Consider the following 18,879-nt stretch of genomic DNA (forward strand, 5'->3'; position numbering starts at 1 on the left):
ACCGGGTGCGCGGCCCTGGCCCGCCTCCCCCTGATCCTCCCACGTCCGGGGGGCGCTCCAGGCAGCCGGTCCAGCAGGCGGACGACCGCGCCACTCTTTGGGACGGGGCAGCACGGGGCAGCACGGTGCGGCACGGCTCGGGGCGGGCGGGGACCCGGGTCAGTGGCGGGCGGCGAGCGCCGCCTCCCCCGCCGCGCGCATCGCGGCGAGCGGCGCGGGCACGCGGCCCGTCATCTGTTCGACCTGGAGCACGGCCTGGTGGACGAGCAGGTCGAGGCCGCCCACGACGGCTCCGGCGCGCGCGGCCCAGGCGGCGGCGAGCGGGGTGGGCCAGGGGTCGTACAGCACGTCGAAGAGCGTGCCGGGCCGCTCGGGCACCTCGGCGGCGAGCGCGTCGGTGGCACCGGCCGGGGTGGTGGCGACGACCAGGGGAGCCGCGAGGGCGCGGGCGGCGTCCGCCCAGTCGGCGGTGCGCACGTCGACGCCGAGCCGTTCGCCCCAGGTGCGCATCTCGCGGGCGCGCTCAGCCGTGCGGACGTACGCGGTGACGGGCCCCGCGCAGATCCGGGCGAGCGCGGCGAGCGCGGAGGAGGCGGTGGCGCCCGCGCCGAGGACGGCCGCGGACTCCACCTTCCGCACGCCGCGCTCGCGCAGCGCCGCGATCATGCCGGGCACGTCGGTGTTGTCGCCGACCCTGCGGCCTTCGGCGGTGAACACGACCGTGTTGACGGCCTCGACGGACGCGGCGGTCTCGCTGACCTCGTCGAGCAGCGGGATGACCGCGCGCTTGAGCGGCATGGTGAGCGAGAGCCCGGCCCAGCTCGCGTCGAGCGCTTCGACGAAGCCGGGCAGCGCGGCCTCGTCTACCTCGTGCCTGCCGTACTCCCAGTCGGCCAGGCCGAGTTCGGCGTACGCGGCCCGGTGCAGGACCGGCGAGAGCGAGTGCGCGATGGGCGAGCCGAGGACGGCGGCCCTGCGCTGTACGTCAGTCAAAGCCGTGCTTCTCCCTGAGCTGCTCATTGAGCTTCTCGTGCTCGGCGAGCGTCTTGGTGAACTTCGTGGTCTTGTCGTCGAGCGAGATGAAGAACATCCAGCCGTCGTCGGTCGGGTCGAGCGTGGCACTGATCGCGTCGGTGCCCGGGTTGCCGATCGGACCCGGCGGCAGCCCCTGCCAGTGGTACGTGTTGTAGGGGTCCGTGTTGCCCTGGACGTCCTTGTTGCTGATCTTGGTCTTGCTCTGCCCCGTGAGGTAGTTGTACGTCGAGTCGAACTGGAGCTTGCCGACGGTCTCGTTGGTCTTCGAGGCGAGCCGGTTGTAGGCGACCTCGGACATCTTCCGGAAGTCGTCGTGCGACTTGCCCTCGGCCTCCACGAGGCTGGCGATGATGACCAGGTCGAAGGGGCTGTCGAGCTTGAGCGCCTTGTACTTCTCCTGGAAGCCCGCCTTCTCGTAGGCGGCGGTGGCCTGGGCGACCATCTTCTTGAGGATGTCCTCGGGCTTGGCGCCCTTGGTCGCCGCGTACGTGCCGGGGTGGAGGAAGCCCTCCAGCGGGTCCTTGATCTTGGGGTTGTCGCCCGCCCAGTCGGGCAGTCCCAGGCTCCCGGCCTTGCTGCGGGCGACGCCGGCCGTGGTGCCCGCCTTGAGGCCGAGGCGCTTGTCCATCGCGGCGTAGACCTTGATGTTGCGCTGGCCCGGGGTGACCATGAAGTTGCTGCGGCTCTTCGGGTCGAGCATCAGTGCCAGGGCGCTCTGCGCGGACATCCCCTTCTTCAGGACGTACGTGCCCTCCTGGACGAACTTGCCCTTCTCGTGGCTGTTCTGCGCGGCGACGAAAGCCCCCTGGCTCTTCACCACGCCGTTGCGTACGAGGATGTTGCCGATCTCGTAGCCGCCCGCGTTCTTGGGGATCTCGATCTCGACGGAGCCGCTTCCCTCGCCCGCGTAGTCCTCGGGCGCACCGAACTTGTCCTGCCAGAACTGGTAGCCGAAGTAGCCGACGCCGCCCACTCCGCCGACGAGCACCACCGCGATGAACAGGCAGGCGACGCCGCTGCGGCCCTTCTTCTGCTTCTTGGTCCGGCCCCGGCCGCCCCTGCGGGAGTCCGTGCGCTCGTGGTCGGCGTCGTCGAGGTCCTCGTCGCCGTCGTCGCGGCGGGCCCCGGCGCGGCTCGCGGCCCGGCGGGCCGCGCGGCCCTCGCCCGCGGCGCCGTCCTCGCCGTCGGAGAAGAACGGGTGGTCGTCGGCCTCGGCCTCGGGCTCCCACTCGGTCTGCTCGGGGGCGGCGGCGCGGCGGCCCGGGGGCTGCGGCGGCGGGTACGCCTCGGGGGTGCTGTAGTAGTCGGCCTCGGGGCCGTACCCGGCGTTCGCCTGCTGGTCGGCGTAGGGGTCGGCGGCGTTGACGCCGTACGGCATGGCGTGCTGCTGGCCGGTGTCCCAGCCGCCGTTCCCGTCGCCGTACTGCTGCTGGCCGTAGGGGTCCTGCTGGTACGGGTCCTGCTGGTACGGATCGGACTGGTACGGATCCGGCTGGTTTCCGTACTGCGCCTGCTGCGGGTACCCCTGCTGGTCGCCGTACTGCTGCTGGGCTCCGTACTCGTTCTGGCCGTACTGCTGCTGGTGCTGGCCGTACTGCTGCTGACCGGGCTGATTCTGGCCGTGCTGCGGCTGCTGCCCTCCCCACCCCTGGTCCCCGTAGAGCGGGTCCTCGGGGTGCCACGGTTCGGAGCCGGGGCCCCGGCCATACTCAGTCATCGATCCCCTACGAGTCCGCGAGGCGGTATTGACGTTCCACCTCTTTGGAGTGCGGCAGCTGTTCGAACGCCGCCACATCGCGCGGAACGTTACCGTATCGCGATCAGATGACCACTTCGACGCCCTCGCCAGGAGCGGTGCCTGACGCCCGTTCGGACTCCAGAGCGTTCTGGAGGATCACCACAGCGGCAGCCTGGTCGATGAACGAACGGCCCTTTTTGGACTTCACGCCCGAAGCACGCAGCCCCTGGCTGGCCGTCACTGTGGTCATCCTCTCGTCCACCAGTCGTACGGACACCGGTGCGACGGCGTTCGCCAGGACCTGGGCGAACGCCCTGACCTTGGCCGCCGCGGGCCCCTCGCCCCCGTTGAGGGAGCGGGGGAGCCCGACGACGATCTCGATCGGTTCGTACTCGTCGACGATCTGCTTGAGCCGCCGGTGGGCGGCCGGGACGTCACGTCCCGGCACGGTCTCCACCGGCGTCGCGAGGACCCCGTCGGGGTCGCACGAGGCGACCCCGATCCGGGCGTCCCCGACGTCGATCGCGAGGCGGCGGCCCCGTCGCATCAGGCGGTCTCTCCGACCAGTCGCTCGACGGCGGCGATGGCCTCGCCGACGGCCTCCGGGTTCTGGCCGCCGCCCTGGGCGACGTCCGGCTTGCCGCCGCCACCGCCGCCGAGGGTCTTGGCGGCGGTGCGGACCAGGTCACCGGCCTTGAGCCCGCGCTCGCGCGCGGCCTCGTTGGTGGCGATCACGGTCAGCGGGCGGCCGTTCGCCGTGGTGAACAGGGCGACGACGGCCGGGCGGTCGCCCTGGATGCGGCCGCGCACGTCGAGGACCAGCTTGCGCAGGTCGTCGGCGGAGGTGCCGTCCGGGACCTGGCCGGTGACCAGGGCGACGCCCCGCACGTCCTTGGCGCCCTCGACCAGCCCGGCGGCGGCGGCGAGCACCTTCTCCGCGCGGAACTTCTCGATCTCCTTCTCGGCGTCCTTCAGCTTGCCGAGCATCGAGGCGATCTTCTCGGGCAGCTCCTCGGGACGGCCCTTGACCAGCTCCTGGAGCTGGGCGACGACCGTGTGCTCCTTGGCGAGGAAGTTGTACGCGTCGACGCCCACGAGGGCCTCGATGCGGCGCACGCCGGAGCCGATGGACGACTCGCCGAGCAGCTTGACCAGGCCGAGCTGGGCGGTGTTGCCGACGTGCGTGCCGCCGCAGAGCTCCTTGGAGAAGTCGCCGATGGTCACGACGCGCACGCGCTCGCCGTACTTCTCGCCGAACTCCGCGATGGCGCCGGACTTCTTGGCCTCGTCCAGCGACATGACCTCGGCCTGGACGTCCAGTTCGCGCGAGAGCACGTCGTTGATCCGCTGCTCGACGTCGACCATGACCGAGCCGGGCACGGCGTTGGGCGAGCCGAAGTCGAAGCGGAAGCGGCCGGGCTGGTTCTCCGAACCGGCCTGGGCGGCCGTCGGGCCGAGCGCGTCGCGCAGCGCCTGGTGCGTGAGGTGCGTGGCGCTGTGGGCGCGGGCGATGGCGCGGCGGCGCTTGACGTCGATGGCGGCGTACGCGGAGGCGCCCACCGTCACCTCGCCGACCTGGACGACGCCCTTGTGGACGTGCACGCCGGGGACCGGCTTCTGCACGTCGCGGACCTCGATGACGGCACCGGTGTCGAGCCTGATGCGGCCCTGGTCGGCGATCTGGCCGCCGCCCTCGGCGTAGAAGGGGGTGCGGTCCAGGACGACCTCGACCTCGTCGCCCTCGGAGGCGGCCGGGGAGGAGACGCCGTCGACGAGCAGGCCCACGATGGTGGACTCGCCCTCGGTGGAGACGTAGCCGGTGAAGTCCGTGGCGCCGGAGTTGTCGGCGACCTCGCGGTAGGCGGACAGGTCGGCGTGACCGGTCTTCTTGGCGCGGGCGTCGGCCTTGGCGCGGTCCCGCTGCTCCTTCATCAGGCGGCGGAAGCCGTCCTCGTCCACCGACAGGCCCTGTTCGGCGGCCATCTCCAGGGTGAGGTCGATCGGGAAGCCCCAGGTGTCGTGGAGCAGGAACGCCTTGTCGCCGGCGAGGACCTTGCCGCCTGCGGCCTTGGTCTCGGTGACGGCGGTGTCGAGGATGTTCGTGCCGCCCTTGAGGGCCTTGAGGAAGGCGGCCTCTTCGGCGAGCGCGACGGTCTCGATCCGCTTGCGGTCGGTCACCAGCTCCGGGTACTGCTGACCCATCGTGTCGATCACGACGCCGATCAGGTCCTGGACGACCGGGCCCGTGGCGCCCATCAGGCGCATGTTGCGGATGGCGCGGCGCATGATGCGGCGCAGCACGTAGCCGCGGCCCTCGTTGCCCGGGGTGACGCCGTCGCCGATGAGCATCGTGGAGGTGCGGATGTGGTCGGCGACCACGCGCAGCGAGACGTCGGAGCCGTGCTCGGCGCCGTAGCGCACGCCGGTCAGCTCGGTGGCCTTGTCCATGACGACGCGCAGCGTGTCCGTCTCGTACATGTTCTGCACGCCCTGGAGGATCATCGCCAGGCGCTCCAGGCCGAGGCCCGTGTCGATGTTCTTCGAGGGGAGGTCGCCCAGGATCGGGAAGTCCTCCTTGCCGTCGCCCGCGCCGCGCTCGTACTGCATGAAGACCAGGTTCCAGATCTCCACGTACCGCTCGTCGTTGACGGCCGGGCCGCCCTCGACGCCGAACTCGGGGCCGCGGTCGTAGTTGATCTCCGAGCAGGGGCCGCAGGGTCCGGGGACGCCCATGGACCAGAAGTTGTCCTTCTTGCCCAGGCGCTGGATGCGCTCCTTGGGCACGCCGACCACCTCGTGCCAGATCCGCTCGGCCTCGTCGTCGTCGAGGTAGACCGTGATCCACAGGCGCTCGGGGTCGAGGCCGAAGCCGCCGTCCGCCACGGAGCTGGTGAGCAGCTCCCAGGCGAGCTTGATGGCGCCTTCCTTGAAGTAGTCGCCGAAGGAGAAGTTGCCGCACATCTGGAAGAACGTGCCGTGGCGGGTGGTCTTGCCGACCTCTTCGATGTCCGGCGTGCGCACGCACTTCTGCACGCTGGTGACGCGCGGGGCGGGCGGCTTGACCTCACCGAGGAAGTACGGCTTGAAGGGCACCATGCCCGCGGGGACCAGAAGCAGAGTCGGGTCGTCCGCGATGAGCGACGCCGAAGGGACGACGGTGTGACCGCGCTCCTCGAAGAAGCTCAGCCAGCGGCGACGAATTTCAGCCGACTCCATCAGTGGTCCTCATTCCGGTGGTTGTTCGTGTAGTTGATCTGCTGGAGGTAGGTGACGCGCTGGGCGATGGCCCTGCGGTGCTGCGACGGCAGCTCCGCGGGCTCCACCGGCGCCTCCAGCCCCAGTGCCTCTCCCAACTCCGCCTCGCGCTGGAGCATTCCCGCGCGGACGTCGAGCGCGAAGTCCTTGAGCCGGTGGCCGGTCTCGACGGCCTTGTCCGCGGCCTGCGCGGCCAGGCTCTCGGGCGCGAGCTGCTTCAGCTTGCGGTTCACCTTGGTGGTGGCCCACACTCCGGTGGCCGCGCCTGCGGTGAACCAGAAAATACGGCGGAACATGGAAGGGTCAACCTCTCCGCTTCTGCCGCCGCCGCGCGGACGGCACGGTGCGGCCGACGATCACGGTACGACGCGTCGTGGGCTCCGGCACTTCGGTCTTGTTGCGCCCCATCGCCCTGCGCACGCCGTAGCCGAAGGCAGCGACCTTGACCAGCGGGCCACCGAAGGTCGACGCGACCGTGGTGGAGAGGGCGGAGGCGTTCGATGTGACTTCCTGGACGTCCGTCGCGATGGCGTCGACCTTGTCGAGCTGCGTCTGCGCGGAGCGCACGGTGGCCGAGGCGTCGGAGAGCAGGGGAACGGCCTGCTCGGTCACGTCGGACACCAGCTTGGTGGTCGCCCTGAGCGTCTGGGACAGCCTCACCAGCACCACGGCGAGGAACGAGACCAGGATCGCCCAGAAGACGGCCACGAGAATCCCGGCCACCTCTCCACCGGACACGTCGCACCGCCATCGTTGAAGGTCACAGATAAGTCGTCCCCCGACCCTATCGCGCCCGGCGTCGCGCCCCGAACCGGATTGCGGCCGCGCGGGAGGGGACTTCGGCGGGAGGATTGTACGGAGTGCGTACGGATCGGTACGCTCCGTGTCCCATGCGATGCAATCTGCCGGCGGAGTTGAGCCGGTTCGTGGGACGCGAGGCCGAAGTGGCCCGTCTGGAGCGGCAGCTCGACGAGTCCCGGCTGGTCACCGTCGTCGGAGTGGGCGGGGTGGGCAAGTCCCGCTGTGTCGCCCAGGTCGCGGCCACTGCGCAGAAACGCTTCTGCGACGGGGTGCGGCTCGCCGACCTCTCGATGGTCCGCGAACCGGGGCTGCTGGAGCACGCGCTGGCGGAGGCGCTCGGCCTGACCGACCACACCAGCAGGCCGCCGCGCAGCGCCCTGGCCGAGCACCTCGCGGACCGCCGGCTGCTGCTCGTCGTCGACGGCTTCGAGCAGGTCGTCGACGCCTGCGCCGAGCTGGTGCGGGAACTGCTGCTCCGCTCCCCCGGGCTGCGGGTGCTCGCCGCCGGGCGCAGGCCGCTGCGCCTGGCGGGCGAGCTGGTGGCCCCGCTGCCGCCGATGGGCGACGCCGACGCCGTACTGCTGCTGGCCGACCGCGCGGCTTCGGCGTCGCCCGACTTCCGGCTCGACGACGCGAACCGGGCCGCCGTGCTGGAGCTCTGCCGCCGCCTCGACGGCATCCCGCTCGCCCTGGAGCTGGCGGCGGGGCGGCTGCGCACGCTCTCCGTCGAGCAGGTGCTGCACCGCATCGGCGACCGCTTCCGGCTGCTGACCGGCGGGCACAGGGGCGCGCTGCCGCGCCACCAGACGCTGCGCACCGCGATCGGCTGGAGCCACGAGCTGTGCACGCGGGGCCAGCGGCTGCTGTGGGCGCGGCTCTCGGTCTTCGCCGGGCCCTTCGACCTGGAGGCGGCGGAGTACGTCTGCGGGGGCACGGGGCTGGCCGCCGACTCCGTGCTCGACCTGCTCGACGAGCTGCTGGCGCAGTCGGTGGTGCTCCGCGAGGACTCGGCGGCGGGCATCCGCTACCGCCTGCTGGACACGGTCAGGGAGTACGGCGCCGAGTGGCTGGAGGCCGCCGGGGACGCCGAGCGGCTGCGGCGGCGCCACCGCGACTGGTACCTGGGCCTGGCGACCTGGTGCGAGCTGGAGTGGTTCAGCCCCCGGCAGGCCGAGGTGGCGGCGCGGATCGACAGCGCGCTGCCCAACCTCCGCCAGGCCATGGAGTGCTCGTTGCAGTGCGAGGGCGAGGCGCACCTGGCGCAGCACCTGGCGGGCACGCTCTGGTTCTACTGGGCCGGGTGCGGGCGCCTCGCCGAGGGGCGGCACTGGCTGGAGCACGTGCTGCACGCGCTGGAGCCCGTGGCGGCCGGGCACGAGGCGGTGCGGCTCAAGGCGCTGTGGGTGCTCGGCTACGTGGCGGTGCTCCAGGGGGACGCGGTGCCCGCGCTGGCCGCGCTCCAGGAGTGCCGGGAGGGCGCGGACCGCACGGGCGACGCGGCGGCGGCCGCGTACGCCGTGCACCGCACCGGCTGTCTGGCGCTGGTCACCGACGACATGGAGCGTGCGGAAACGCTCCTGCGGGAGGCCCTGGAGCGGTACGGGGAGATCGGCGAGCTCAACAGCAACGTGCTGATGGCGCAGATCGAGCTGGCGATGGCGGTGGCCTTCCGGGGCGCGCTGGACGAGGCGGTGGCGATCTGCGAGGAGGCGCGGGAGGTCTGCGAGGACCACGGGGAGCGCTGGGCCCTGGCGTACGCGCTGTACGTGCTGGCCTACGCGGCCTGGACGCGGGAGGACAACGCGGGGGCGCGGGAGCTGCTGGCCGAGTGCCTGCGCATCGACCACGCCTTCCACGACCTGCTGGGTTCGGTGCTGGCGCTGGAGCTGCTGGGTCTCGTCACGCTGACGGAGGGCGATCCGGCGGGGGCCGCGGTGCTCCAGGGCGCGGCCGGGGCGATCTGGCCCTCGGTGGGGCTGCCGCTGTTCGGCTCGGCGTACTACAACGGGCCGCACGCGCTGTGCGAGGAGCGGGCCCGCGAGGCGCTGGGCGACGCGGCCTACGAGGAGTGCCGGCGCGAGGGGGCCGCGCTGGACCTGGACGCGGCGGTGGCGCGGGCGCTGGGCGGGGATGCGGTGGCGGGCCGCCCCGGGAGCGCGGTGCCGGGACCGTCCGCCGAGCCGGGTCCCGGCAGACCGCAGGGGCCTTCGGCGGACGCCGCCCTGGAGGAGCGCAGCGGCTGACGGGGCCCGCCGGGCGCCGCGACCGTACACATCCGGCCACCCTGGAGAACGCGGCGGCCCGCCGCCCCCTCCTTGCGGAGCGGGGCGGCGGGCCGGGGCGCGGAGGAGTGCTCGCGCTCGCTGGATCAGCGGGCGTAGTACTCGACGACCAGCTGCTCGTCGCAGATGACCGGGATCTCCTTGCGGTTCGGGTCGCGGTCCAGGCGGAAGGCCAGGGCCTTCAGGTTCACCTGGAGGTAGCGCGGGGTCTCACCGTCAAGGGCGTAGCCACCCTCGCGGGCGACCTGGAAGGGGTGCTTCGCGCGGCTGCGCTCGCGGACGGTCACGACGTCGTCGGGGCGCACGCGGAAGGACGGCTTGTCGACCTTGCCGCCGTTGACCTCGATGTGGCCGTGGACGACCATCTGACGGGCCTGGTAGATCGTGCGGGCGATGCCCGAACGCAGCACCAGGGCGTCGAGGCGACGCTCCAGCTCGACGACGAGCGCCTCGCCCGTCTTGCCCTCGGCCTTCTTGGCGCGGTCGTAGGCGCGGGCCATCTGCTTCTCGCTGATGTCGTACTGCGCGCGCAGACGCTGCTTCTCCAGCAGACGGACCTTGTAGTCCGAGTTCTGCTTGCGGCCACGGCCGTGCTCGCCCGGCGGGTACGGACGGGCCTCGAAGTACTTGACGGCCTTCGGCGTCAGCGCGATGCCGAGCGCACGAGACTTCTTGACCTTGGGACGCGACTGGTTAGGCACGTTCTCCAAACCTCCATGGTTGGGTTAGGTTAGGCTCACCTTACTCAAGGAGATCGCATGTCTCGTCCGGGGAACACCAGTCACGTCACGGACAGCACGAAGAAGGCCGACGCTGCAGACAATGCTGCCAATGGCGTCGACGCGACGGAGGTCCGATCAGATCGTGGTCAGCCGCGTCCCAGCGGACTTGAAATCGCACGGATGCCGTCAGCAGCCGAGCGCACACGAACTCTCGTACAGAGTACCTGCTCATCCGTACTGCTCGTCACCGGAGTGGTCGGCGCACGCCCCGAGCAGCTGATGCCCGACATCAGGACCGTCGGTCCCGAGGGCGAGCTGTTCCTCGTCTTCCCCGTGGATTCACCGGTCGTACGGGCCGCGACGCACGCCCAGGACGACGAGGTCACGGCCGTGCTGGAGATCACCGACGTCGCCCCGGTCGCCGTCCCCCACCGCATCCGCGGCCGCGCCTGGGTCTCCGGCTGGATCACCTGCGTGCCCGGCATGGCCGAGCCGGGGCGGATGCTGGTGCGCCTGGAGGTCGACGAGGTGAGCCTCGACGACCTGTGGGGCACGGCGACCGTCGAGCCCGAGGAGTTCGCCGCGGCCTCGCCCGACCCGCTCGTGGAGCACGAGGCCGAGCTGCTCCAGCACCTGCACTCCGTGCACGGCGAGCAGGTGCGGGCGCTGTGCGGGCTGGTCGGCGCGGCGCGCGGGCCCGTGGAGCGGGTGACGCCGCTGGCGCTCGACCGGTTCGGGCTGCGCGTGCGGTTCAGCGGGGAGGGCCGGGCCGGGCCGGGCGGCTTCGACGCGCGGTTCGACTTCCCCGAGCCGGTGCGCGACGTGTACGGGCTGCGCCGGGCGATGCACGCGCTCTTCGCCGCGGCGGCCGAGTAGCACCGGCGGCGCGGGTCGCGGCCGCACGACGGGGGACCGCGACCGGACAGTCACCGCGCGGATCCGGACGACCTGAGCCGCGCCGCCTCACTGCTCCCCGCTCACTCTCCGCTCCCCGCTCGGCGCTCACTCCCCGCTCAGCCGCTTGCGCACGTTCTCCACGACGTCCGCGTACCTCGCCTCGGCGCCGTAGCGCGTCGGCTCGTAGTAGCGCCTGCCGTGGATCTCGTCCGGGGCGTACTGCTGGGCGGCGATCCCGCCCGGGACGTCGTGCGGATAGACGTACCCCTGTGCGTGGCCCAGCTTCGCCGCGCCCTTGTAGTGGCCGTCCCGCAGGTGCGCGGGGACCGGGCCGGCCAGGCCGCCCCGCACGTCGGCCCGAGCCGCCGCGATCGCGGTCGTCGCCGCGTTCGACTTCGGCGCGAGGGCCAGCGTGATCGTCGCGTGCGAGAGGGTCAGCGCCGCCTCGGGGAAGCCGATCATGGCGACCGCCTGCGCGGCCGCGACCGCCGTGGGCAGCGCCGTGGGGTCCGCGAGGCCGATGTCCTCGCTCGCCGAGATCATCAGGCGCCGCGCGATGAAGCGCGGGTCCTCCCCCGCCTCGATCATCCGCGCCAGGTAGTGCAGCGCCGCGTCCACGTCCGAGCCGCGGATCGACTTGATCAGGGCGCTCGCCACGTCGTAGTGCTGGTCGCCGTCCCTGTCGTACTTCACCGCCGCCCTGTCGACGGTCTCCTCCAGGGTCTGGAGCGTGATCTCCGCCTCGCCCTTGGAGATGGCCGCGCCCGCCGCGGCCTCCAGGGCGGTCAGCGCCCGGCGCGCGTCGCCGCCCGCGATGCGCAGCAGGTGCTCCTCGGCGTCCGCCGGGAGCGAGACCGCGCCGCCCAGGCCGCGCTCCTCGGCGAGGGCCCGCGCCAGCAGTCCGCTGAGGTCCTCGTCGGTCAGCGGCTCCAGGGTGAGGAGCAGCGAGCGGGAGAGGAGGGGGGAGATGACGGAGAAGTACGGGTTCTCGGTCGTCGCCGCGATGAGCGTGACCCAGCGGTTCTCGACCGCCGGGAGCAGCGAGTCCTGCTGGGCCTTGGAGAAGCGGTGGATCTCGTCGAGGAAGAGGACGGTCTCCTTGCCGTACCCGCCGACCGCGCGCCGGGCGCCGTCGATGACCGCGCGGACCTCCTTGACGCCCGCGGTGATCGCGGAGAGCTCCACGAAGCGCTTGTCGGTCGCCTTGGAGACCACGTACGCCAAGGTCGTCTTGCCGATGCCGGGCGGGCCCCAGAGGATCACCGACGAGGCCCCGGCCCGGTTGCCCGAGCCCTGCCCGTCGCCCACCAGCCGCCGCAGCGGCGAGCCCGGCTTCAGCAGGTGCTGCTGGCCGACGACCTCGTCGAGGGTGCGCGGGCGCATCCGGACCGCCAGGGGGCTGCTAGACGGATCCTTCTCCTGGCGGTCTTCGGCTGCTGCGGTAAAGAGATCGGGCTCCACGTCGACCCACCCTAAGTCAGGGCACCGACACCGCCCGCCCCGGCGGTCAGCTGGTCCAGAAGTCCCACCAGCGGGTCAGGATCAGCATGCCGATCACGCCGATGTGCAGGACCGGGAGCACCCAGGGGAACTCCGCGAGGAAGCCGCGCAGCCAGCCGGGCGCGGGCAGGATCCCGTTGCGCACGTTGAAGGCCGTCACGTACCAGAACATGAAGATCGTGGCGACCCAGGCGAGGCAGCACCACAGGCAGAGCGAGTTGATGTTGTACAGCGACTGGTACATGAGCCAGGTGCAGAAGCCCACGCCGAAGAGCGTGCCCGCGTTGAAGGTCAGCCAGTACCAGCGCGCGAAGCGGGCGCCCGTCAGCAGGGTCACGCCGATGGCGATCACCGCGGAGTAGGTGATGAGGCCGAGCATCGGGTTCGGGAAGCCGAACGCCGACGCCTGCTCGCTCTTCATGATGTTGCCGCAGGAAACGATGGGGTTCAGGCTGCAGCCCGGGGTGAAGTTCGGGTCTTCGAGCAGCTTGAACTTGTCAATGGTGATCACCCAGGCGGCGAGGAGGCCCGCCGCGCCCGTGATCATCAGCAGGATCGCGAAGGCCCGGCTCGCTCCGAACCGGTCCGCGTTCCCCTCCCCCGCCTCGGAGGACACTTCGTCTACCGCCGCAGTCGTCATATCGCCGTTCCATCAGTTCGAAGCCAGCTGGGCAGGGGTCATTGTGCCGTACGGACCTGTCATTCCACCGTTCGATGGACATAAGGAGATCCGGTCGGCGGAGCGTGCGGGTCCGCTGCTCGAGCGGGCCCGCCGCTCATCCCTGGCGCAGCACCAGATAGACCGTCAGCAACGCGTTGAGGAGCAGTCCCAAGAACGCCAGGAACCGTCCGCCGGGTCCGACCCTGATCAGCCCGCGCACCGCGAACACGACTCCGGCCAGCGCGATCGCCGTGAGCGACGCCAGCAGGAAGGGAGCGGCGTCGTTGATGGCCCTGCGCGTGCTCGACGAGCCGTTGTCGTGGGTCAGGGCGACGCCGACGTAGAAGGCGACCACGGCGAGCGCCGCCCAGAGCGAGCGCCGTGCGTACGGCGGTCCGGGCGGCGCGAGCAGCGGCCCGTACCCCTGTGACCCGGCGGACGACGCCCGCGCCCGCCCGCCCGGGGCCCGTCCGCCCGGAGCCCGGACGGGCCGGGCCCGTGGTGCGGGCGGCCCCGCCGCGGCCCGGTGCCACTGCTGCGGCGGGAGCTGGGGGCGGGGCGGGTTGACGCCCCCCGGCGGGGGCGGCGGGCCGGCCTCCGCGGGGAAGCCGCGCGGGGCCGGGGGCCGCAGGGGCGGCGCCGCGGCCGTGCGGGTGGGCGCCGCGTGCAGGCCGCCGGGCGCGAGCGCCGCCCGCATCGCCGCCGCGTCCGCGTACCGCTCGTCCGGCGCCTTGGCCAGGGCCCGGTCCAGGACGGGCTGGACGACGGCCAGCCGGGCCCCGGAGTGCGGGGCGCCGATCGACGCGAGGCTCGGCGGGGGTTCGTGGACGTGCTTGTAGAGCAGGGTGGGGATGGAGTCGTCGGGGAAGGGCAGCCGTCCGCTGAGCAGCTCGAAGAGCATGACGCCCACCGAGTAGAGGTCGGTCCTGGTGTCGACGGCCGCGCCCATCGCCTGCTCGGGCGCCATGTACGGCACGGTCCCGATGACCAGTCCCGTCCTGGTCAGGTGCGTCCCCACCGCCTCGACGGCACGCGCGATGCCGAAGTCCATCACCTTGCAGGAGCCGCCCTCGCCCAGCATCACGTTGGCGGGCTTCACGTCGCGGTGCACGATGCCCTTGGCGTGGCTGGCCGAGAGCGCCGCCAGCACCTCGCGGGTGATGCGCAGCGCCTCGTCGTAGGAGACGGGTCCGCGCACCAGCCGCTCGCGCAGCGACTCGCCCTCGACGAACTCCATGACGAGGTACGGGACCGGGACCCCGCCCGGCACCTCGTGCTCGCCGATGTCGTGGACGGCCACCACGTGCGGATGGCTGAGCGCCGCGACCGTTCTGGCCTCGCGCTGGAAGCGGCGCCCGAAGGACTCGTCCCCGCCGAGGGCGCCGCTCATGACCTTGATGGCGACGGTTCTGCCCAGCGCCGTGTCCCGCGCCCGGTAGACGGTGGCCATGCCGCCCTCGCCCTGCACGGCGTCCAGTACGTAGCGCCCGTTCCGCAGTTCGGCGCCCACCCCCAATGCGGACATCCCGCACCTCCCCCCGAGTGTCGATGCCCCTACTGAACCGCTCCTGGTCGGCCAAACGGAAGGGCCCGGGGCGTTTTCCCGCGCCCCGGGCCCCGCGTTCGATTACCGCTCAGGCCAGTTTGGCCCGTACCGCCTCGACGACCGCGTCCAGCGCGACGGACTCCTGCTCGCCGGACTCCATGTCCTTGAGCTGGACGACGCCCTCGGCGAGGTCGCGCTCGCCCGCGACGAGCGCGTACCGCGCGCCGCTGCGGTTGGCGTTCTTCATCGCGCCCTTGAGGCCCTTGCCGCCGAAGGAGAAATCGGTGGCGACGCCCTCCTTGCGCAGCCGCGTGACCACGCCGAAGAGCACGCGCCGCGCCTCCTCGCCGAGCGGCACCGCGTACACGCTGGTCGCGGCCGGGACGTCCAGCTCGACGCCCTCCGCCTCCAGGGCCAGCACCGTGCGGTCCACGCCGAGCGCCCAGCCGACCGAGGGCAGCGCGGGGCCGCCGATCATCTCGGAGAGGCCGTCGTAGCGGCCGCCGCCGCCGACCGCGGACTGCGAGCCGAGGCCGTCGTGGACGAACTCGAAGGTGGTGCGGGTGTAGTAGTCGAGGCCGCGCACCAGCTTGGTGTCGTCCTCGAAGGCGACGCCCGCCGCCTGGAGCAGGGCGCGCACCTCCTCGTGGTACGCCTTGCAGCCGTCGCACAGGTAGTCGCGCAGCACCGGGGCGCCGACGAGCTGCTTCTGGACGTCGGCGCGCTTGTCGTCGAGGACGCGCAGCGGGTTGATCTCGGCGCGGCGCAGCGTCTCCTCGTCGAGGTCGAGGCCGCGCAGGAAGCCCTGGAGCGCCTCGCGGTAGACGGGGCGGCACTCCTTGTCGCCCAGCGAGTTCAGCAGGATGCGGAACTGCGACAGGCCCAGCGAGCGGTACGCCTGGTCGGCGAGGATGATCAGCTCGGCGTCCAGCGCGGGGTCCTCGGCGCCGATGGCCTCGGCGCCGACCTGCGAGAAGTGGCGGTAGCGGCCCTTCTGCGGGCGCTCGTAGCGGTAGTACGAGCCGGAGTACCAGAGCTTGACGGGGAGGTTGCCGGCCTTGTGGAGGTTGGCCTCCAGGGCGGCGCGCAGCACGGACGCGGTGCCCTCGGGGCGCAGCGCGAGCCGGTCGCCGCCCTTGGTCTCGAAGGCGTACATCTCCTTGGTGACGATGTCGGTGGACTCGCCGACGCCGCGCGCGAACAGCTCGACGTTCTCGAAGCCGGGGGTCTCGACGTAGCCGTAGCCGGAGTTCTTGAGGGGGGCCGCGATGGCCTCGCGGACCGCGAGGTAGGTCGCGGAGACGGGCGGCAGCAGGTCGTAGGTGCCCTTGGGGGCCTGGAAGGTACTCAACGGAAAAACGTCACATTCCTCGTCGGGGGGCGGGCGCGCCCAGGTCCCGCAGGTACGGGTTGGTGGCGCGCTCCTGGCCGATGGTCGTCTGGGGGCCGTGGCCGGACAGCACCACGGTCGAGTCGTCGAGCGGCAGGCACACGCGGGCCAGCGATTCGAGCATCTCGGCGTGGGAGCCGCCGGGCAGGTCGGTGCGTCCGACGGAGCCGGCGAACAACAGGTCCCCGGAGAAGAAGACCGAGGGGATCTCGGCCGTCTCGGGCATCCTGAAGGTCACCGACCCCTTGGTATGGCCCGGGGCGTGCGCGACGGAGAAGTCGAGCCCGGCCAGGCTCAGCTCCGCGCCGTCGGCCAGCTCCTTGACGTCGTCCGGCTCCCCCACGGTCAGCTCGCCCATCAGGGGCATGCCGATGGACCTGCCGAGCGCCTTCTCGGGGTCGCTCATCATGTAGCGGTCGGCGGGGTGGATCCAGGCGGGGACGTCGTGGGCCCCGCAGACCGGGACGACCGAGGCGACGTGGTCGATGTGCCCGTGGGTGAGGACCACGGCAACGGGCTTGAGCCGATGCTTCCTGAGCGCGTCCTCGACTCCCTGGGCGGCCTGGTGGCCCGGGTCGATGATCACGCACTCCTCGCCTGCGGCGGGGGCGACCAGGTAGCAGTTGGTCCCCCAGGCCCCGGCGGGAAACCCGGCAATGAGCACGATCGTCCTTAATATGCGTCCGACGGGAGGCCGCGGCGGTTCGCCGCGGCGGTTCAGAGCCTACCGGCGCTCCTCTTTTCACAGGTAACCCATATACGGTACGGGTCATCCCGGCCGGTCGGGATCACACGACGTACAAGGAGAAGACCCGGTGGTCAGCAACGATCAGCGGCGGCGGCAGCTCGCCAAGGAGAAGTTCGAGCGGCAGCAGCAGCGTCGCGAGGCAGCCCGGAAGAAGGCGAAGCGCCGCAACGCGGTCGTCGCGTCCGCGCTCGCCGTCGTCCTGGCGGCGGGGGCCGCGGCGGCCGCCGCGGGAGCGTTCGGCGGGGACGACGAGAAGAAGACGGCCGACGAGTCGACCGTGCGGGACAGCCCGTCGGCGACGCCGCCCGAGGAGAAGAAGTCCCCGGAGCCCGCGATGGCCGTCGACCAGAAGTCGAAGTACACGATGGCGCTCAAGACCGACCGGGGCGACGTCTCGTTCGCGATGGACGCGGCGAAGACCCCGCGCACGGTCAACTCCTTCAAGGCGCTCGCGGACAAGGGCTACTTCGACAGCACGAAGTGCCACCGCCTCACCGCCTCCCCCGGCCTCTCCGTGCTCCAGTGCGGCGACCCGCAGGGCACCGGCTCGGGCGGCCCCGGCTACAACATCCCCGACGAGAACCTGACGGGCCTGGGCAAGGCGGGCGCGGACGGCACGGTGACCTACCCGGCGGGCACGGTCGCGATGGCCAACACCGGGCAGCCGGACTCCGGCGGCAGCCAGTTCTTCCTGGTGTACAAGGACAGCAAGCTGCCGCCCACGTACACGCCGTTCGGGACGATGGACGCGGCGAGCCTGAAGGCGCTGAAGGACCTGGCGGCCGACGGCGTCAAGGGCGGCGGCACGGACGGCCCGCCCAAGAAGCCGGTGACGATCACGAAGGCCACGGTCGCGAAGTCCTGACCGGGGCGCCGGAGCGCCCCGCGACGGGCTGACCGGTGGCCGAGCTGCGGACGACCGGAGAATTTCGGCCGCGCTGAGTGCGGACAGCCGGGCCGCCGGTCGCCTAGATTGGCGTTGTGCAGGGCGGGTACAGCCCCGCCCTCGGAAACTGTGGACGATGCCCGGGGGGCCACCCCTCGCAGGCATCATGTGGAGGAGGCGCTGTGAGCAGCGACCCGTGGGGCCGCGTCGACGAGACGGGCACCGTGTACGTGCGTACTGCCGATGGCGAGAAGGTCGTCGGATCGTGGCAGGCCGGCTCTCCCGAGGAGGCCCTGGCCTACTTCGAGCGCAAGTACGAGGGCTTGGTCGTCGAGATCGGCCTCCTCGAAAAGCGGGTGAAGACCACCGACCTCTCGGCCAAGGACGCGACGACCGCGATCGATCACATCCGCAAGCAGGTCGACGAGCACCACGTCGTCGGTGACCTTCAGGCGCTGCGCGGCCGTCTCGACACGCTCGTCACGACCGTCGATTCGCGGCGCGAGGAGCGCAAGGCGCAGAAGGCCAAGCAGACCGACGAGGCGCGGGCCGCCAAGGAGGCGCTGGTCGTCGAGGCCGAGGAGCTGGCGCAGAGCGAGCAGTGGCGCTCGGCGGGCGAGCGGCTGCGGGCCCTGGTGGACACCTGGAAGGGGCTCCCCCGGCTCGACCGCAAGTCCGACGACGAGCTGTGGCACCGCTTCTCGCACGCCCGCTCGGCGTTCTCCAAGCGCCGCAAGGCGCACTTCGCCTCGCTGGACGCGCAGCGCGAGGACGCCCGCAAGGCGAAGGAGAAGCTGGTCGCCGAGGCCGAGTCGCTGTCGAACTCAACGGACTGGGGCGCGACGGCGGCCAGGTACCGCGAGCTGATGGCGGACTGGAAGGCGGCGGGCCGCGCCCAGCGCGAGCACGAGGACGACCTGTGGAACCGCTTCCGCGGCGCCCAGGACGTGTTCTTCGCGGCGCGCAGCGGGGTCTTCGCGGAGCGGGACGCCGAGCAGGGCGAGAACCTGAAGCTCAAGGAGGAGCTGGCGGCCGAGGCCGAGAAGCTCGTCCCGGTGGCGGACCTGAAGGCGGCGCGGGCCGCCTTCCGCTCCATCAACGAGCGCTGGGAGGCCATCGGCCACGTGCCGCGCGACGCCCGCCCGAAGGTCGAGGGCCGGATGCACGCGGTGGAGCGGGCCATCCAGGAGCAGGAGGAGGCCGAGTGGCGCCGGACGAACCCGGAGGCGCGTGCGCGTGCCGCGGGTCTCACCGGTCAGCTCCAGGCGGCCGTCGACAAGCTGCGCGGCCAGATCGACCAGGCGCGCGCCGCGGGCAACAACGCCAGGGCCGACAAGCTCGCCAAGGAGCTTGAGGGCCGTCAGGCGCTGCTGGACCAGGCGCTGAAGGGCCTGGAGGAGTTCGGCGGCTGATCCGCT

Annotated in this window: 16 protein-coding genes; 4 read left to right on the forward strand and 12 right to left on the reverse strand. The window is 72.0% G+C overall.

Annotated elements, in window-relative coordinates; genetic code table 11:
• Positions 1–159 precede the first annotated feature (159 nt).
• The 6 genes from ACIBNE_RS26415 to ACIBNE_RS26440 all read right to left on the reverse strand — a co-directional run bounded on the left by ACIBNE_RS26415 (position 160) and on the right by ACIBNE_RS26440 (position 6,766).
• Complete coding sequence (locus ACIBNE_RS26415; protein ID WP_399275658.1) at positions 160–993, reverse strand: shikimate dehydrogenase; 834 nt, start codon at positions 991–993, stop codon at positions 160–162.
• Entirely contained in the window at positions 986–2,752 is a 1,767-nt protein-coding gene (gene mltG / locus ACIBNE_RS26420; RefSeq protein ID WP_399275660.1) for an endolytic transglycosylase MltG, read from the reverse strand. Before mltG ends, ACIBNE_RS26415 begins: the two co-directional genes overlap by 8 nt.
• 103 nt (positions 2,753–2,855) lie before the next feature.
• On the reverse strand, positions 2,856–3,320 hold the full coding sequence (ruvX, locus tag ACIBNE_RS26425) for a Holliday junction resolvase RuvX (protein ID WP_399275662.1): 465 nt from the start codon (positions 3,318–3,320) through the stop codon (positions 2,856–2,858).
• Positions 3,320–5,989, reverse strand: a complete 2,670-nt coding sequence (gene alaS, locus ACIBNE_RS26430; RefSeq protein ID WP_399275664.1) for an alanine--tRNA ligase — start codon at positions 5,987–5,989, stop codon at positions 3,320–3,322. The genes ruvX and alaS overlap by 1 nt, the downstream gene beginning before the upstream one ends.
• Complete coding sequence (locus tag ACIBNE_RS26435) at positions 5,989–6,324, reverse strand: hypothetical protein (protein WP_399275666.1); 336 nt, start codon at positions 6,322–6,324, stop codon at positions 5,989–5,991. The genes alaS and ACIBNE_RS26435 overlap by 1 nt, the downstream gene beginning before the upstream one ends.
• Before the next feature lie 7 nt (positions 6,325–6,331).
• Positions 6,332–6,766 carry a DUF948 domain-containing protein gene (locus ACIBNE_RS26440; RefSeq protein WP_399275668.1) on the reverse strand — a complete coding sequence of 145 codons (435 nt, stop codon included), beginning with the start codon at positions 6,764–6,766 and terminating at the stop codon, positions 6,332–6,334.
• A gap of 152 nt (positions 6,767–6,918) precedes the next feature.
• On the opposite strand from ACIBNE_RS26440, the gene ACIBNE_RS26445 reads away from it, so the two are divergent.
• Positions 6,919–9,072: an ATP-binding protein gene (locus ACIBNE_RS26445; RefSeq protein WP_399275670.1), complete on the forward strand. Its 2,154-nt coding sequence runs from the start codon at positions 6,919–6,921 to the stop codon at positions 9,070–9,072.
• Positions 9,073–9,197: 125 nt separating this feature from the next.
• Here the strand turns inward: ACIBNE_RS26445 and rpsD are convergent, their stop codons facing one another.
• The gene (rpsD, locus tag ACIBNE_RS26450) at positions 9,198–9,812 is read right to left on the reverse strand and encodes a 30S ribosomal protein S4 (protein ID WP_399275672.1); all 615 of its coding nucleotides are present in this window, start codon (positions 9,810–9,812) and stop codon (positions 9,198–9,200) included.
• Between the two features lie 201 nt (positions 9,813–10,013).
• Here rpsD and ACIBNE_RS26455 point away from each other — a divergent pair, with 201 nt between their 5' ends.
• A complete protein-coding gene (locus tag ACIBNE_RS26455; protein WP_399275674.1) occupies positions 10,014–10,709 on the forward strand; it encodes a DUF2470 domain-containing protein in 696 nt (231 codons plus the stop codon).
• A 126-nt stretch (positions 10,710–10,835) separates the two neighbouring features.
• Here ACIBNE_RS26455 and ACIBNE_RS26460 read toward each other — a convergent pair whose 3' ends face one another.
• The 5 genes from ACIBNE_RS26460 to ACIBNE_RS26480 form a co-directional block, all read right to left on the reverse strand.
• A complete protein-coding gene (locus ACIBNE_RS26460) occupies positions 10,836–12,191 on the reverse strand; it encodes a replication-associated recombination protein A (RefSeq protein WP_399275676.1) in 1,356 nt (451 codons plus the stop codon).
• A 46-nt stretch (positions 12,192–12,237) separates the two neighbouring features.
• Entirely contained in the window at positions 12,238–12,870 is a 633-nt protein-coding gene (locus tag ACIBNE_RS26465) for a vitamin K epoxide reductase family protein (protein ID WP_399275678.1), read from the reverse strand.
• Between the two features lie 136 nt (positions 12,871–13,006).
• A complete protein-coding gene (locus tag ACIBNE_RS26470) occupies positions 13,007–14,416 on the reverse strand; it encodes a protein kinase (protein ID WP_399275680.1) in 1,410 nt (469 codons plus the stop codon).
• A 109-nt stretch (positions 14,417–14,525) separates the two neighbouring features.
• Entirely contained in the window at positions 14,526–15,788 is a 1,263-nt protein-coding gene (gene hisS / locus ACIBNE_RS26475) for a histidine--tRNA ligase (protein WP_399275682.1), read from the reverse strand.
• 10 nt (positions 15,789–15,798) lie between these two features.
• Entirely contained in the window at positions 15,799–16,491 is a 693-nt protein-coding gene (locus ACIBNE_RS26480) for an MBL fold metallo-hydrolase (RefSeq protein ID WP_399275684.1), read from the reverse strand.
• Between the two features lie 151 nt (positions 16,492–16,642).
• Here ACIBNE_RS26480 and ACIBNE_RS26485 point away from each other — a divergent pair, with 151 nt between their 5' ends.
• On the forward strand, positions 16,643–17,440 hold the full coding sequence (locus ACIBNE_RS26485; RefSeq protein ID WP_399275686.1) for a peptidylprolyl isomerase: 798 nt from the start codon (positions 16,643–16,645) through the stop codon (positions 17,438–17,440).
• A 203-nt stretch (positions 17,441–17,643) separates the two neighbouring features.
• The gene (locus ACIBNE_RS26490; RefSeq protein ID WP_399275688.1) at positions 17,644–18,873 is read left to right on the forward strand and encodes a DUF349 domain-containing protein; all 1,230 of its coding nucleotides are present in this window, start codon (positions 17,644–17,646) and stop codon (positions 18,871–18,873) included.
• The last annotated feature ends 6 nt before the right edge of the window (positions 18,874–18,879 follow it).

Origin of the sequence: Streptomyces sp. NPDC050504 (assembly GCF_044458065.1) — a bacterium.
Lineage (GTDB): Bacteria > Actinomycetota > Actinomycetes > Streptomycetales > Streptomycetaceae > Streptomyces.